The organism is Lebetimonas sp. JS032 (assembly GCF_000523315.1).
Classification (GTDB): domain Bacteria; phylum Campylobacterota; class Campylobacteria; order Campylobacterales; family Nautiliaceae; genus Lebetimonas.
The window spans coordinates 392,420-407,432 of sequence record NZ_ATHS01000001.1 but is presented as its reverse complement, the minus strand read 5'-3'; the positions used below and the strand labels follow the sequence as shown (position 1 = coordinate 407,432).

Annotated in this window: 15 protein-coding genes; 6 read left to right on the top strand and 9 right to left on the bottom strand. The window is 31.3% G+C overall.

Going from position 1 to position 15,013, the window contains the following annotated elements; translation table 11 throughout:
- Positions 1-45: 45 nt before the first annotated feature.
- The 8 genes from DZ65_RS0102170 to DZ65_RS10305 form a co-directional block, all read right to left on the bottom strand.
- On the bottom strand, positions 46-324 hold the full coding sequence (locus DZ65_RS0102170; protein ID WP_024790646.1) for a hypothetical protein: 279 nt from the start codon (positions 322-324) through the stop codon (positions 46-48).
- Between the two features lie 9 nt (positions 325-333).
- Positions 334-1,095, bottom strand: a complete 762-nt coding sequence (locus DZ65_RS0102165; protein WP_024790645.1) for a sulfite exporter TauE/SafE family protein — start codon at positions 1,093-1,095, stop codon at positions 334-336.
- 103 nt (positions 1,096-1,198) lie between these two features.
- A complete protein-coding gene (locus DZ65_RS09730; RefSeq protein ID WP_051428156.1) occupies positions 1,199-1,405 on the bottom strand; it encodes a hypothetical protein in 207 nt (68 codons plus the stop codon).
- A complete protein-coding gene (locus tag DZ65_RS0102155; protein ID WP_024791139.1) occupies positions 1,405-1,761 on the bottom strand; it encodes a rhodanese-like domain-containing protein in 357 nt (118 codons plus the stop codon). Before DZ65_RS0102155 ends, DZ65_RS09730 begins: the two co-directional genes overlap by 1 nt.
- A gap of 49 nt (positions 1,762-1,810) precedes the next feature.
- A complete protein-coding gene (locus DZ65_RS0102150; protein ID WP_024791138.1) occupies positions 1,811-4,930 on the bottom strand; it encodes an efflux RND transporter permease subunit in 3,120 nt (1,039 codons plus the stop codon).
- 146 nt (positions 4,931-5,076) lie between these two features.
- On the bottom strand, positions 5,077-6,162 hold the full coding sequence (locus tag DZ65_RS0102145) for an efflux RND transporter periplasmic adaptor subunit (protein WP_024790642.1): 1,086 nt from the start codon (positions 6,160-6,162) through the stop codon (positions 5,077-5,079).
- On the bottom strand, positions 6,159-7,427 hold the full coding sequence (locus DZ65_RS0102140) for a TolC family protein (RefSeq protein WP_024790641.1): 1,269 nt from the start codon (positions 7,425-7,427) through the stop codon (positions 6,159-6,161). The genes DZ65_RS0102145 and DZ65_RS0102140 overlap by 4 nt, the downstream gene beginning before the upstream one ends.
- Positions 7,424-7,978, bottom strand: coding sequence for a TetR/AcrR family transcriptional regulator (locus DZ65_RS10305; RefSeq protein WP_024790640.1), 555 nt, complete (start codon positions 7,976-7,978; stop codon positions 7,424-7,426). Before DZ65_RS10305 ends, DZ65_RS0102140 begins: the two co-directional genes overlap by 4 nt.
- A 75-nt stretch (positions 7,979-8,053) precedes the next feature.
- Between DZ65_RS10305 and DZ65_RS0102125 the strand changes: the two genes are divergently transcribed.
- Positions 8,054-8,653 (top strand): hypothetical protein, encoded by a 600-nt coding sequence (locus tag DZ65_RS0102125; protein ID WP_024790639.1) that lies wholly within the window; start codon positions 8,054-8,056, stop codon positions 8,651-8,653.
- Here the strand turns inward: DZ65_RS0102125 and DZ65_RS0102120 are convergent.
- A complete protein-coding gene (locus DZ65_RS0102120) occupies positions 8,650-9,432 on the bottom strand; it encodes a ferritin-like domain-containing protein (protein ID WP_024787043.1) in 783 nt (260 codons plus the stop codon). The genes DZ65_RS0102125 and DZ65_RS0102120 overlap by 4 nt on opposite strands.
- Positions 9,433-9,514: 82 nt before the next feature.
- Between DZ65_RS0102120 and moaA the strand changes: the two genes are divergently transcribed.
- From moaA to DZ65_RS0102095, 5 genes are all read left to right on the top strand, one after another.
- The gene (gene moaA, locus DZ65_RS0102115) at positions 9,515-10,471 is read left to right on the top strand and encodes a GTP 3',8-cyclase MoaA (protein WP_024790638.1); all 957 of its coding nucleotides are present in this window, start codon (positions 9,515-9,517) and stop codon (positions 10,469-10,471) included.
- 178 nt (positions 10,472-10,649) lie between these two features.
- The gene (locus DZ65_RS0102110; protein WP_024790637.1) at positions 10,650-11,441 is read left to right on the top strand and encodes a Sir2 family NAD-dependent protein deacetylase; all 792 of its coding nucleotides are present in this window, start codon (positions 10,650-10,652) and stop codon (positions 11,439-11,441) included.
- Positions 11,442-11,451: 10 nt separating this feature from the next.
- On the top strand, positions 11,452-11,835 hold the full coding sequence (locus DZ65_RS0102105) for a hypothetical protein (RefSeq protein ID WP_024789265.1): 384 nt from the start codon (positions 11,452-11,454) through the stop codon (positions 11,833-11,835).
- Between the two features lie 92 nt (positions 11,836-11,927).
- Positions 11,928-13,316: a chloride channel protein gene (locus tag DZ65_RS0102100; RefSeq protein ID WP_024787040.1), complete on the top strand. Its 1,389-nt coding sequence runs from the start codon at positions 11,928-11,930 to the stop codon at positions 13,314-13,316.
- Complete coding sequence (locus tag DZ65_RS0102095; RefSeq protein WP_024787039.1) at positions 13,309-14,967, top strand: chloride channel protein; 1,659 nt, start codon at positions 13,309-13,311, stop codon at positions 14,965-14,967. Before DZ65_RS0102100 ends, DZ65_RS0102095 begins: the two co-directional genes overlap by 8 nt.
- The last annotated feature ends 46 nt before the right edge of the window (positions 14,968-15,013 follow it).

The window sequence follows — 15,013 nt, the reverse complement described above, 5'->3', positions numbered from 1 at the left end:
TATTTTATAAGTATAGCAAAAAAGGGCTTGGCGGTAATATTTTTATCAATGTAGTTTTAGATATTTATATTTAATCATTGTCTTATTTTTTAATTTCACATTTTTTTCTCTTAAATGTTTAATATGCTCAACTTTTTTAATTAATTCTTTTATCATATCATATTCTTCCGAATCTTTTCCGGCTTCTTTTAGAATATGCTCTCTTCTTTTTTTTAAAATTTCAAGCCATTCGTCTATTATTTCATCCGGAATATCACATTTTTCAGCATCTTTTTCTTCTTTTTCTATCAGCCAGTCTGCAAGTTTTGCTAAAAGTGTATGCATTTTTTCTCCTTAAACCAAATGATAATAATGTAAAATGGAATAAATAATTTTTATATCCAGCAAAATTAAAATAATAGCAATCAGTTTTTTAACCTGCTGCGGAGTTAAGCGGTAATGCATTATTTTATCACCTAAATATCCTCCTAAAATTGCGGCTGCACTTACATTTAAAAGCATAATCCAGTCTATATGTGTAATGCTTAAGTACATAAAAAATCCGCTGAGCGTTGAAAACGGAAGGACAAAACTTACCATATAAGCGGACACTTTTGCATCAAATCCGAGTAAAATCAAAGCAGGTAAAATTAAACTCCCTCCACCTACTCCCATAAGTCCGGATAAAAACCCGACACTTAAACCCAAAGCAACCATTACCCACTGTTTGGTATAATGAAATTTGGCCACTTTTTTCTTTTTAAACATTAAAAATACAGCTAATATAATAAATAAAGCCAGAAGAATTTTTACATAAACAGGCGGGATAAATTTGCTTGAATATGCGCCGATAGGCGCCCCTATAATTGAAGAAATTGCAAGAGGAAGAGTGGCTCTTATATCAAGAACTCCCCTTAAAAAGTTCATAATACTGGCAGTAATTGTGCTCATTGAATTTATAAAAAGCCCGAAAGCCTTTGCCACATTTAAAGGAAGTCCAAGTGAATTAAAAAGGGGTACTAAAACAATGGCCGAACCGACCCCTCCCGTTGCAAATATTGTGGAAAATATTAAAGTTAAAATAAAATAAGTTCCATAATAGATTAATTCATTCATTTCTTTCCTTTAACAGTTTTTCAAAAATTTCTTTTATTTCTTCTGCCTGAATTAAACCTTCAAACAGAATTTTTCCATTCATTTTAATGCAGGGGTCATTTCCTCATCCTTCTTCAATTGCTTGCATAGTATCGTGATGGTAAAAAACCTGTAAACGCAAAGGCAGATGTTTTAAAGTACACATAATTCTTTTTGAAATTTTAAGAGTTTCTAATTTACTTCCGTAAATATGCAAAACAAAAAGAGGCCACTCTTTATGAACCTCGTGTAATATTTCTCCTTCATTTAGAGGATAACAAGCATTTTGCATTAATCAACTTTAAGCTCTTTTGCCTTTCCGCCTTTAAAAGCTTTCATAAGTTCAAGCAGACCTTCTGCTAAAAATTTTGCATTGTATCCTTTTTCCTTTAGAAAAGCCGCTGCAAAAGCAGCTCTGCTGTTTTCAGGACATGCTGTTACAATAAGTTTATCTTTTGGAAGTTCGTTTAGTCTGTTTTCAAGCTCATTTGCCGGAATATCAATTGCAAATGGTAAATTCCAAACTTTTTTCTCAAAAGGCATTCTTATATCAATTAATACAGCATTTTCTTCATTGAATTCTTTTTTAAACTTTTCAAGTGAAATTCTAATTTCTTTTTGACCTTTTGGTGTAGCGTATTTTGTCATTTTGTTCTCCTTACTTACTAGTTAGTAAGCGAATTATAACTCATTTTTTTTAATTCTGCAAGAAAAAGAAGAATTGTTTTTCTAATTTTTCATCAATTTCTTCAAATATATTTGTTTTTTTATTATCGGGGTCTGTTGCGTATGAAATCATTGGAACATATACAAGTGTAAGAAGAGTTCCTATTAAAAGTCCGCCAATTGCAACATCTGCAAGAGGTGAGAGTCTCTCAAGCCCTACGGCTTGTTCAAGAGCAATAGGGATCATTCCGGCAATTGTACCAAAAGCAGTCATCATAACTGGTCTAAATCTAACTCTAATAGCTTGAAGTGCAGCTTCAAATGGGCGATTTCCTTCTTTTTTATACTCTTTGTAAAAATCAATTAGTAATACCGCATTTTTAATAATAATACCAAATAAAAGTAAAATACCAACAAGACTTGGCATACAGGATGGTTTATGCATAATCAGCATTCCCCAAGCAGCTCCAATCATAGAAAGAGGTAATACTAAAATCATAATAAATGCAAGTCTAAATGATTCATAAACTACGCTTAAAGTTAGAATTAATACAATTATACCAATAGCAATTGCTTTAATCATTCTTGAAAATGAATCTTTCATCTCTTTTATGTCACCGGTCTGTTCGTAATTTTTGATTCCCGCTTTATGTAATATATTATCAGCGTTAGCTGTAATTTTACTGACAGGTCTTTTAGCTCTGTATCCTTCCACATCAATTGAGTAGAGTAATCCGTCTCTTGTAATTTTATTGTATGTAAAATTAGGTTTAATTTCGGCTATTTCTTTTAGAGGAATAACCCCTTTTGGTGTACTGATTAGTAAATATTTTAAACTTTCAGGATTTTCATAATTTTTATTAAATCTAATTCTTACAAACTGTACATTCATACTGCTGAGATCTGAGTTTATGGTTACCACTTTATCATTTAGAGCAATTTGTGAAATTACCTGAAGGGGCGTTATTCCGTAACTTAAAGCTTTGTTTTTGTCAATTTTAATGACAGCCTCCTGCATATCCCTGTCCCAGCTTGTTTTTATAGTTGTAAGACCTTTTATTTGATAAAACAGTTTTTCTACCTTGTGTGCAATTTCTGGTAAGTTTTCGTAATTTTCACTTCTAATTTCTACATCAAGTGGTGCGTTAATAGTTGAAAGTGCTGTTGCTCCAAAATCAAATACCGCTAATTTTTTAATACCTTGAAGCTGTGCTAAATGTTTTCTAATTTTATCTTCAAGCTGCCAGATTGTTTTTTTTCTCTCAAATCTGTTAACTGCGGTAATAGTCATACTTACACTATTACCAGCTCCTCCTCCGCCAAGAGATAAAACACCTTTTTCAGTTCCGATTGAAACTGAACTTCTCTCAAGCCAAGGTTGTTTATCTAGCCAAGCAAAAAATGGTGCCAATCTTTTTTTTGTTTCATCTGCATTTATATTATTTGAAAATTCAAGACTTACTTTCATAATACCTGTATCCATTGGAGGCATAACATCTCTTCCGATTGTTGGCATAATGTTTTTAAGGCTTATCATTAATGTGAGTACTGCCGCCGCCATAATAAGCATTCTTCTAAGAGGATAAAATTTTCCGTTTGAAAATTTAATAATTCCAAGATAAGGAATTATAAGTTTACCTATTGTTTTTTGATAGAGCATTTCAAAAAATTGTTCTATTTTTGTTTTAGAAAATCCGTTTTTATATAAAAGAATTGATAGTTTTGGAATAAATGTAACAGATAAAAACCAGCTGATAAGAAGCGCTATAATCAATGTTTCAATTAACGGTCTGAATATTTTTTGTGGGAAACCTCCAACAAACATTAATGGAAATGTAATTGCAATTGTAGAAATTGTTCCTGCAAAAATTGGCTTTAAAACTTCTTTTGTTCCGTGATAAATGGCATCTTTTAAATTTTCTTTCTCTTCAAGGTGTCTTTCTATATTTTCAAGCACAACAACCGCATCGTCTGTTAGCATTCCGAGGGCCAATATAATAGCGGTGTAAATTACGATGTTTAATCCCTGACCCGTTAGGTAAAGAAAAGCAATTGTTCCAAAAAATACCATCGGAATTGAAAAACCGGCTGCAATAATTGCCCTGAAATTTCCAAGGAAAAAGAGTAATACTAAAAGTGTGTAAATAATTGCATCACGTAAAGCTTCTAGCATATTAGTATTTGCGGTTTCAACAAGCTCTACCTGTGTATCTGCTATTTTTACACCGATATTTGGATATTCTTTTTCAATTTGTTTCATTATTTTCCTTGCGGCCATTGCTGTATCAAGAACACTGCCGCCAGGAGCCCTCTGAACTGAAATTGCAATTGATGGTTTGTCATCCCCTATATATCCGCTGTTATTTGTTTGATACGTCCATTTAATATCGGCTATATCTTTTAATTTAATATTTGGTAAAATAAAGCTATCTTTTAGCTCTTTTACATCATCTTTTTCACCGTAAAAACTTAAAGTTAAAAATCCGTCTTTGCTTTTTATAAAACCGATAGGCAAATCTTTATTTGTAGCTCTAATAATATTTATTATTTTATCAAGTGTTAGGTTATATTTTTTCATTTTTTTAGGGTCAAGTTTTATCATAATAGAGCTTTGAAATCCACCAAAAACTTCTACATTTCCAATATTAGGAGAAGATAATAGTTTTGGTTTTATGTAGCTTTCAGCTATTTTTCTAATTTCAGCTAAATTAATAGAATTGTTTTTTGGATACAAAGCAAATACATCAACAGGAAGTGTAAAATCTCCTACTAAATATATTGCAGGTGTAGCATTTGGTGGTAATTTATCTTTTATACGGTTTAGTGCATTATTTACATCAACTGCTGCTGCCTGGAGTCCTTTTTTATAATCAAATACAACATGAACTATTGAGAAATTTGGAACATTTGTGGATTTAATTTCATATACATTACTAAGCGTTCCCATCTCTTCTTCAATAGGTTTTGATACCATTGTTGCAACTACGCTTGGAGTTGCACCGGGGACGGTTGTGAATATTACAACTTCAGGTCTGTTTGCATCAGGAAAAAGATTTTTTGGCATTTTAATAAGCCCTAAAACCCCAAATACAAACATTCCTATAATTATCGCGGTTAATAGGTAACCTCTTTTATAAAAAAATTCAAACATTTCCTATCCTTTACACTTTATACTTTTCATCATGGCCGCTTTTCAAGCAGCCAGGTGAGCAAAGCTCACTTTTCACTTTGAACTTGGTTTCTTGACAATTTTCACTACTCACTGCTCACCACTCACCACTCACCACTCACCACTCACTACTCACTACTCACTATTTTTATAGGGTATCCTGCTTTAATTCTCAATAAAATATCAGGTTTTGCTTCTATTACAGATGAAGAAATATTTTCTTTTATTGCCACACCTTCAGTCCCTTGGGCTAAAATATGAATTTCTTTAATTTGAGCTTTATTTCCATTTGGAATAAATACATAATTTTTACCGTTAATACTAAGTATTGCATCATAAGGCAATATTGTTGCATTTCCATTGAAGCTTACAAGTTTAATTTTTACTTTTTCTCCCAAGATTAAATCAGGGTCGTTTACATCAATTTTATAAGCAGGAACTCCGTTAAATGTGGAATGAAGTGGAATTAAATTATACATTTTATTTTTATAAATAGCTTTTTTGAAATTGTCCGGTACCGCTATAAACAGATAATTTCCTTTGGCTGAAGCGATTGTTAAAAGCGGTTTTCCGGGGAAAGCATTATCACCTTTATTTACAAATTTTTGAGCAATAATACCATTAATTGGGGATTTTATTTCGGTATACTCTAAATCATTTAAAATTGCTTTTTTTTGAGCTTTTAAAGAATGTAAAGTGTTTTTATCTGCTGCAATCTGAGCTTTTAAACCTGCAATTTTACTCTCTTCTGCTTGATATTGTTCAATACTTGCCATTTTTACATTTAAAAGAGCTTTTGTTCTTTTATGAGTAGCAATTAAATTTTTAAGCGTTACATATTCTGCATTTAGTTTATCTTTAATTGATTTGATTTTTTCATTTGTGGCTTTAAGAGAAGCTTTTAAATGTGAATCATCTATTTTTGCAACTGTTTGACCTTTTGTTACATATCCTCCAAGATTTGCAATACATTTAATTTTCCCTGCAAATTTTGTTGTAACTGTAACTTGCGAATTATTTTTAACTAATGCTAAATACGGATATGTTAATGTAGCCTGATTCTTAGGATTAACAGTTTTTACAACGATTGGATAAATTTTTGCTGCTGCTAATTTCGCATCCTCGGCTTTTCTTTTTTTAACCAGTTTTACTCCACCTATTACCAAACCTATTGTAATTAATATTACAACACTCCAAGCAATTATTTTTTTCATTTGAATATCCTTTCTAAGTTATTTCCGTAAATAAATGCTAAGTTAGCAATTAATGAATTTTTTGTAGCAATTAAGTTTGCTAAATTTGCTTTTGCCAAGGCCAGATTGTTTTCATATTTTAAATAATCATCTACTGTCATTCTATTTAATTTAAAAGCAACTTTTGCTCCTTTTAATAGCTCTTCCCTTATTTCAATTGAATCTTGTGCTAAAGAAATTGATTTTTTAATCTCTTTAAGAGATGATGTTATTTTTAAAACATTTGCATTTAAATCTTTTATTGTTTTTTGAATTGTTAGGGCATTTTTTAGTTTTTCTATTTTAGCTTTTTGTACCTCGGCACTGTTTTTTCTGTTAAAAATATTCCAGTTTATATAAATTCCTGCACTTGCATAGTTTAGTGCTAAATGCTCGTCATTATTATATGCATTTGCAAATGCTCTAAATCCTTTGATTTGAAGCATAAGTTTTGGCCAGAATGAATCTTTTGCTGTTTTTACATCATATTCACTTGCTTTTAAATTTTCTTTTAAAGGTTTTAGCGCTAAAAAGCTTTGTTTATTTATATTTGAGTCTATTTCAATTGGTAACGGTTTATTTAATTTAATTTTTGTTAACTGATAAATTTCAGAAATTATTTCATCAATTTGCATATTAAGGCCTGAAATTTTGATGTTTATCTGATTTAGGGCATCTTTTAATCTTAGAGCGTTAAATGCCGGAATTCTGCCTACATTGACGCCCACTTTAATTGCGTCTAAAGTTGTTTGTATTGAATTTTTTTCATCATTTAGGGCATTTTTTAATTTTATTAAATAATTATATTTGCTAAGCACAGTTATTAAAAGACTTTCTCTTTTTAAAAGATTAATTTTTGCTTTGTATTTGGTTGCAATTAAAAGATGGGAAATTTTATCTTTTGTATCATAGATGCTTTTTACAAAAATTGGCATATTTGCAATAAATCCTATTTTTTGAATGTTTTGAGAAAACCAGTAACCTCCATGCTGCATTCCAATTTCTTGTGATTTAGTTGGAGGAAGCGGCTTTATATTGGTTGGAGATGAAAAATGCTCACTACTTGCAAAAAGAGAAATGTTCGGATATAAACTGCTTGTAATTTCTTTTTTGATAACTTTTGTTTGTCTTGTCAGTAAATTGTCAATTTTTGTATCCGGTGTTTTTTTGATTGCATTAAAAAGTTCGTTTAAGTTAGCTGCGTTTAAGGAAATTGCCAAAATTAATCCGAAAGATAATTTTTTCATTGTTTAGCCTTTATGTAGTTTGTTATTGTTAAAATTAATTCATTTTTTAAATTAAATTCAGGAGAAATTTCACAACACGTTATAAGAGATGTTATTTTTTTTCTTATTTCTATAGTATTTAAATATGTTGTAAAAGATGAAATAATTAAATTTTGAATAAAAAAAGGATTTATATTTGTGCCTTTTAATATTTTGTTTAAAGCCTGTATCATTTTGCTTATTATAGAAACTGATTCTTCGTTTAAATTTCTAAATTCACATGATATTTCTTTTGAAAGCAGCTTTGCCAGGAGAGGCTCTTTTTTAAAAAAATTATCCAATGTGTCAATATAATGTTCTAAGTCTTTAAAAATATCGCCCGAGATGTTAAATTCCAATTTTGAAAAATAATAAATAAAAATTGCATTATATAAATCATTTTTATTTTTAAAATGATAATAAAGTGCAGGTTTTGTAATATTAAGCTCTTCAGCTATGTCCTGCATAGACGTGTTTTTATATCCGTTAAGGGCAAAATGTTTAAGTCCAGTTTTAATAATTTTTTGTTTCATTTGTTTCCTTACTTACTAATAAGTAAATTGAATTATAAAATTTTTTTGCTAAAATGTCAATAAAAAAGGAATAAAATGAAAAAAATAATTTCTGTTTTGGCAATTGTCTCAGTTATGTTTGCGGCAAACAGCGATGATATAAATAAAAAACTTGATTTAATACTTCAAAAGATGAATATGCTTGAAAAAAAAGTTGACCAGAGGGATAAAGAAATTGAAAGTTTAAAAAAAGAGTTAAATCAATCTCAACAAAAAATTCAAGAGCAGGTTCAAAAACAGCAGGAAACTCAAAAAAAAGAGCTTGAAAATAAATTGGTGCTTAACAGCTGTAAAAATATAAAAGTAAGTAATTTCTCTTACAAATATAATGGCGATGTAATTCCTTATTATACTCTTACATATACGCTTACGAATAAATATCCTAAAAAAATTGTTCATTTAAAAGGTGATTTAATTATTGAAGATAAAGACGAGGTTAAAATTCTGCAGGATTATATAGACAGAGATGTGGATTTAGCCCCCGGACAAAGCATTACAATAAAAAAAGTCCATACGGTTACAAATGATATGGAAAAAAATCTTGCAGGGGAAAAACCTGAAAATTTAAAACTTATTTTTGAAGTAATAAGGGCTGATTTGGCTGACGGAGGAAGGGTTGAGTGCGGAATTTTTTAACAGACTTTTTCTCCGCTTAAAATATTAAGCTCATCACAGCTGAAACCGGCTTTTAGCCTTGCGGCCACATTTAAATCTTTTTTCTTCCAGTCTTTAAAAAAGTTATCCACTATTTGAAAATATGTTTGTACGGGTTTTAAATTTTCTTTTTCACAAGAGAATTTAAACCATTTATCGCCTTTTTTTACATGTGGGATTTCCTCTTTTAAAATAATTTTAAGCACTGCAATTACTTCTTGTGCAAAAGGGTCGTTATATTTTTGCACTCTACGGATTATCTTTTCATTAGCATCAAGCCCGTTTGCCTCATACCATCTCGGAATTACGGCCATACGTGAAATCAAATCCTGGGTTTTCTGAGCGGCTTCGAACAGTGAATTGTGAACGGGAAAATCCCCGTATTTATGCCCTGTTTTTTCTAATAAATTATTTATGAGTCTAAAATGCCTTATTTCATCAGCGGCAACTTCCAGCCAGTCTTTATAAAATTCAACCGGTAAATTTCTAAACCTGTAACAGGCGTCAAGTGCCAGATCAATGGCTGAATATTCAATATGAATTAAAGCATGAAGCAATACCGCTTTTTTTTCATCTGTTTCAAATCCTCTTCTTCTTGGCACATTGGCGGGAGGGACAATTTTGCAGAGTGTTGCGTAACTTGGTTTTTCAAAAAATTTCGGTTTTTCTTTTGATTCGGGATTAACGTTAATTTCTTTTATTAATTTTTCTTTTTCATTGGCATCAGTTGAAATTATAGCTTTTTCCAAAATGGAATACATTTAAAAACCTTTTTATAAATTATAGCATTTTTTTATTTTTTATGTTACAATCCGCTATATAATATTATATATAAGGCTAATTATGTTAATAGATTCGTTTAACAGGACAATAGACTATATACGGGTTTCGGTTACAAGCAGGTGTAATTTCAGGTGTCTTTACTGTATGCCGAATACCCCTTTTGAATGGATACCACATGAAAATGTTATGAGGTATGAAGAAATGTTTGAATTTTTACGCCTTGCCATTGATGAAGGTGTTAAAAAAATAAGAATAACAGGCGGTGAGCCTTTGGTCAGGAAAGATTTGGATAAATTTGTAAAAATGCTCCATGATTATAAACCGGAGCTTGATTTGGCCATAACCACGAACGGATATTATCTGAAAAAATATGCTAAAAGATTAAAAGATGCCGGGCTTAAAAGAGTTAATATTTCAATAGATTCCCTAAAACCTGAAGTTGCCAAAAAAATAGCTCAAAGAGACTGCTTGAATAATGTTTTAGAAGGAATTGACGAGGCAATAAAGGTTGGCTTTCAAGTGAAATTAAATACAGTGGTTATGAAGGGAATTAACGATAATGAAATTTTAGATTTGCTGGAATTTGCAAAAAATAAAAATGTGATAATCAGATTTATTGAGTTTATGGAAAACGAAAGGGCATATCCCGGAATTAAAAGGGTGGATTCAAAAGAGGTTTTGGAAAAAATAAGAAGCAGATATTCTTTTAAAGAACTTCCGAAAAAAAACGAGGCGAGTAAAAATTTTATGTTGGAGGATGGTAATATATTCGGTATTATAGAGCCTCACAATGAAGAATTTTGTAAAAGCTGTAACAGAATTAGGCTTACTGCTGAAGGATATTTGATACCATGTCTTTTCTTTACTGAAAGTTATAATATTAAAGAAGCCATAAGAGAGGGAAACATACAAAAAGCGGCCGAAATTTTAAGGGATGTTGTAAAAAATAAGCCGGAAAAAAATGACTGGCAGGAAGAAAAAATAAGTGACAGGGCGTTTTGGGAGACAGGAGGGTGATTAAATAGTGATTGGTGAAAATAGTGAGTGGTGAAAATGGTGAGTAGTGAAAATGGTGAGTGGTGAATTGTGAGTCTGCCCGGCCGCTTATAAAGCGGCGTGGTGGTGAGTTGTTAGTAGTCAAGTACCAAGTTGCCAAGAAGCCAATAAAGTTAAAAATGGAAAATTAAGGGGGAAAATGGAAAATATAAAAAAAGCCGCAGAAGCTATAAAAAAATCAAGCCATATATTAATAACAGCCGGGGCCGGGATGGGGGTTGATAGTGGTTTGCCTGATTTTAGAGGAAAAGAAGGATTTTGGAGAGCTTATCCTATAGCAAAAAATCTTGGACTTTCATTTGAAGCTTTGGCAAATCCAAAATGGTTTGATATTAATCCAAAACTAGCATGGGCTTTTTATGGTCATAGACTCAAAATGTATAGAGAAACCACGCCGCATGAAGGCTTTAATATTTTACTAAATCTTCCGCAGGATAAATTTGTTTTTACTTCAAATGTTGACTCTCAGTTTCAAAAAGCCGGATTTAGCGAACTTAAAATTGTAGAAATTCACGGCAGTATTCATTATTTGCAATGCACTAAACCGTGCAGCAGTGAAATTTGGGAAAACAATGAAAATATTGAAATTGATGAAGAAAAGTTTGAAGCTTTAAACTTTCCTAAATGCAAAAATTGTGGCATAATAGCAAGACCGAATATTTTAATGTTTGGAGATTTCAGATTTATTGAAAAAAGAGTAAATCTTCAGATTGCCAGATTTGAATATTGGCTTCAAAGGGTTGATAATCTGGTTATTATTGAAATAGGGGCCGGAAGTGAAGTGCCTACCGTTAGAAATATGAGCGAAAAAGTAAAAAACAGCTTTGGCGCTACTCTTATCAGAATAAATCCGCTTGAGAGTCACGGGGCTGATATTGAGATTAAAAAAGGCGCTCTTGATGCGCTAAAAAAAATCAGAAAATATTTATAAAGGAAAATTTATGAAAAAAATTTTTTTATTTTTAATTGCAGTATTTTCTTTTGGTTTTAACCTGAATCAAAATTACAGTTGTGAAACACTCGGTTTTGCGTTTAAAAAAAACGGGAAAATATTTAATGTGCCCAATGATGTAAAAACAAATAAACAGATTAGAAAAGATTTGAAGAACTTATACAAAATAGATATAAAACCCTTAAATAATTCTTTGTTTTTAAAAATAGGTGATAAAAACGACACACTGCCTTATATACAGACTATAAAAAACCAGTTTGACGTTTATGTAACAAAAGATAAACAGGTAATTGTTTTCGCAGATAAAAACGTTTCACAAATCGCATTAAAAATACCTTCCCAGCAGATAGTCATATATTATCAGTGTAAATAAAAATTGTTACTTTTTAGATAAAAAATAAAGTTTTTTTTAAAACTTTATTAAATTTATTTTTAATTTTTGTATAATATCCCAAGGGGATAAAAATGAAAGAAAAATTGGAAAATTTTTTTGCCAAACTAATTCTTGGAAAAAACGAGCATTTGGATTTCATTGATTACATAAAAAAAACATATAAAAATATCATACATTCCCAGGTTATGAAAGTGGATATGCTTTCAATTTTGTTTTTTGTCGGTAAATGGCTCCCGTTTGCCATTGCTATCGGTATTACTACAGGTGTAATAGCCTCTTTTATGGATTTGTTGATAGTTCATATAAACAAATATCTTAATACCAATATAATTTATTTATTTATTTATCCTTTTTTGGTTTCTGTTATTACCGGATTTGCCCTAAACCAGGATTCAAAAATAGGGGGACCTGGAATAGGTTTTGCCGTTTTACATCTAAAAACCCCTCTTTATTTAAAGGTTAAAACTCTTTTATTAAAACTTATAGTTTCTATTTTCACCTTATCCGGAGGGTTTATCGCGGGAAGGGAAGGGCCTTCTTTTTTCCTGGGGGTAGGTTTAGGAGAGTGGCTTGGCAAAGCATACGGATTTTCAAGAAAATTTAAAAATATGCTTGGTTTAATCGGAGGGGGCGCCTTTACAGGGGCATTACTGAAAGCGCCCCTTGGAAGTTCAATTTTTGCAATGGAGCTTGAAAATACTTATGATTTTGATTACAGGCCTTTTGTGCCTATGATTGTTGCATCCATTACGAGTTATCTGACTTTTTCATTTTTCAGGGGTAATCACGCATTTATCAATTTGGTTAAAAAGCCTATTTGGTATTTAAATGATATTCCGTATATTATATTAATGGGAATTGTAATTTCAATAATTATTTATGTTTATACAATAACTTTTCATTTTCTTCAAAAAACATCAAGGATAATTCCTGTCAACAGAAGACCGTTAATCGGAACGCTTATTTCAATTCCTTTTTTGATAGGAATTTATTATTCCACCAATAATATCGATATACTCTCTGCTCCTGCGAATATGGAAATTCTCTCAAATTTAGCCCAGAATCATTTTACAATAAAAATGGACATTGCCTTTATTTTATATACAATAGTTATAACATCTTTTACTCTGGCTTTTGGAATTCCCGGCGGTCTTGTTTTGCCTGTTTTGATAATAGGTGCTGCAGTGGGTAATATTTTCGGAAATTATTTTCCAGATGAAATTGCTATGTTTACACTGGCCGGTATGGGGGCTGCTTTGAGTGCGGCTGCAAAAACACCGCTTGCCGCAATTGTAATGATTACGGAAATGAGTCATGATGATGTTGTGATACCTATGACGGCGGCTGTTATTACAAGTTATCTTACAAGTTTCGGTTACAGTCTCTATCTTGGACTTGAAAATCCTTTCAGAGGGGATTTGAAATCACTACATTCTCATATGAAAAACAAAAATGCTTAAAAATACGGGGCATTTTTTTATAATTCCTCTTCTTTTGGGGGCAATAGGCGGTTTTTCAGCTATTTTATTCAGGTGGCTGATAAAAATTTTTACATTTTTAAATGATAAACTGAACATTTTTCAAACCCATTATTTTTATTTGATTTCTGTTCCTTTTTTGTTTTTTATATCAGATTATTTGGTAAAAAAATTTAAAATATCTTCTGAAAATGTCACGCTTGAGCTTATTGCAAAAAAGGTGATTCTTTTAAAAGGTAAATTTTCCAAAATAAAAGGCTTTTTGGTTCTGTTTTTAACAAGCGTAAGCATAGGATTCGGTGTGCCTGTCGGAAGGGAAGGCCCTATAGCAAAAATGGGAGGACTTTTGAGCGAAGTTTTTTTGGAAAAACTGAAAATAGAGAAAATAAATTTTCCTATTTATCTGGGAGCCGCCATTGCTTCCGCCATTGCCGCAACATTTAATGCACCGATAGCCGGGGCGCTTTTGGGGCTTGAAATAATAATCGGTAAAATAAATTCATATGTTATTATCCCCCTTATTGTTTCGGTTGTAACCGCAACCTTTATTTCAAGGGAGTTTATAGGTAATTTTGCGGCTTTTATTGTCCCTCATTTACATTGGAATGAGGAATATGTCATATTTGTGCCTTTTGAGGCGGTTTTTATTGCTTTGTTGTGTCTTGTAATTATAAAGGGTCTTGAATATTTAAGAATTTTTAAGTTAAAAAACAGGCATTACTGGCACAGATATATTGTTTTTTCAGGTTTTGCTGTAGGGATGATTGTTGCATTTGTCCCGGAAAGTGCCGGAGTGGGATATGAACATATTACCGCACTTTTAAATAATAATAATTATTCACTTGATTATATCTTAATAATTTTTCTCGCAAAAACGGCAGGGCTTATTTTAAGTATAGGAAGCGGGCTTTTTGGAGGAATAATGTCTCCGAGTATTTTTATAGGTTCATTCGGAGGCTTCTGGTTTGGAGATATTTTTACAAAATACGGGATAGATCCGAGAATTTTTGCGGTGGTGGGGGCTTCTTCAATGCTTGCCGGAATTACAAAAACACCTCTTAGAAGTTCAATTATTATAACCGAACTTACCCATTCTTATCAGTTGATTTTGCCTATTTTGGTGGCTTCAAGCATCAGCGTTTATTTAATTTCATGTTTTCAGGGAGATTCTTTTTTTAAAAGGGCATTGCTTCAAAAAGGTATAGATATTGATAATAAAGATATTTATAACTTTTTAAAAAACTGTAAACTGGAAAAATATTTAGTGAAAATAAATCCCCTAAAAGAAAATCTCTCAGTATATATGGCTTCAAAAATTTTAAAAAAAAGCAGGTATGCAATTTTGCCTATAGTAGATGAAGAGGAAAAATTAATAGGCATAGTTACCCTTACAGATATAAGAAAAAGTGTCCTGCTGCATAAAAAAAACATAAAAATAAAAGACATAATGACCAGGGAACCTTTTTGTATAAAAGAAAATCCGTCTATGGAAGAGTTGATTAAAGCGATAAGCCTTATAGGAAACAGATTTGTTCCGTTTGTTGATAAAAATGGGAAATATCTTGGGTTTATTGATTTAAGAAAACTTGTAAAAGAGCTCTCGACCGCTAATTCGGCATACTATTTGAAATAAAAATTTATTTTTAGTATAATTTCGTTTCAATGCCTCCTTGCTCCAA

What these genes read in the sequence shown, in the direction of transcription:
- DZ65_RS0102105 (WP_024789265.1), top strand. Translation starts at nt 11,452, where the DNA reads ATGAAAAAAATTTTTTTATTTTTAATTGCAGTATTTTCTTTTGGTTTT.
- moaA (WP_024790638.1), top strand. Translation starts at nt 9,515, where the DNA reads ATGTTAATAGATTCGTTTAACAGGACAATAGACTATATACGGGTTTCG.
- DZ65_RS0102120 (WP_024787043.1), bottom strand. Translation starts at nt 9,432, where the DNA reads ATGTATTCCATTTTGGAAAAAGCTATAATTTCAACTGATGCCAATGAA.
- DZ65_RS09730 (WP_051428156.1), bottom strand. Translation starts at nt 1,405, where the DNA reads ATGCAAAATGCTTGTTATCCTCTAAATGAAGGAGAAATATTACACGAG.
- DZ65_RS0102170 (WP_024790646.1), bottom strand. Translation starts at nt 324, where the DNA reads ATGCATACACTTTTAGCAAAACTTGCAGACTGGCTGATAGAAAAAGAA.
- DZ65_RS0102145 (WP_024790642.1), bottom strand. Translation starts at nt 6,162, where the DNA reads ATGAAAAAAATAATTGCTTGGAGTGTTGTAATATTAATTACAATAGGT.
- DZ65_RS10305 (WP_024790640.1), bottom strand. Translation starts at nt 7,978, where the DNA reads ATGAAACAAAAAATTATTAAAACTGGACTTAAACATTTTGCCCTTAAC.
- DZ65_RS0102100 (WP_024787040.1), top strand. Translation starts at nt 11,928, where the DNA reads ATGAAAGAAAAATTGGAAAATTTTTTTGCCAAACTAATTCTTGGAAAA.
- DZ65_RS0102095 (WP_024787039.1), top strand. Translation starts at nt 13,309, where the DNA reads ATGCTTAAAAATACGGGGCATTTTTTTATAATTCCTCTTCTTTTGGGG.
- DZ65_RS0102150 (WP_024791138.1), bottom strand. Translation starts at nt 4,930, where the DNA reads ATGTTTGAATTTTTTTATAAAAGAGGTTACCTATTAACCGCGATAATT.
- DZ65_RS0102155 (WP_024791139.1), bottom strand. Translation starts at nt 1,761, where the DNA reads ATGACAAAATACGCTACACCAAAAGGTCAAAAAGAAATTAGAATTTCA.
- DZ65_RS0102110 (WP_024790637.1), top strand. Translation starts at nt 10,650, where the DNA reads ATGGAAAATATAAAAAAAGCCGCAGAAGCTATAAAAAAATCAAGCCAT.
- DZ65_RS0102125 (WP_024790639.1), top strand. Translation starts at nt 8,054, where the DNA reads ATGAAAAAAATAATTTCTGTTTTGGCAATTGTCTCAGTTATGTTTGCG.
- DZ65_RS0102140 (WP_024790641.1), bottom strand. Translation starts at nt 7,427, where the DNA reads ATGAAAAAATTATCTTTCGGATTAATTTTGGCAATTTCCTTAAACGCA.
- DZ65_RS0102165 (WP_024790645.1), bottom strand. Translation starts at nt 1,095, where the DNA reads ATGAATGAATTAATCTATTATGGAACTTATTTTATTTTAACTTTAATA.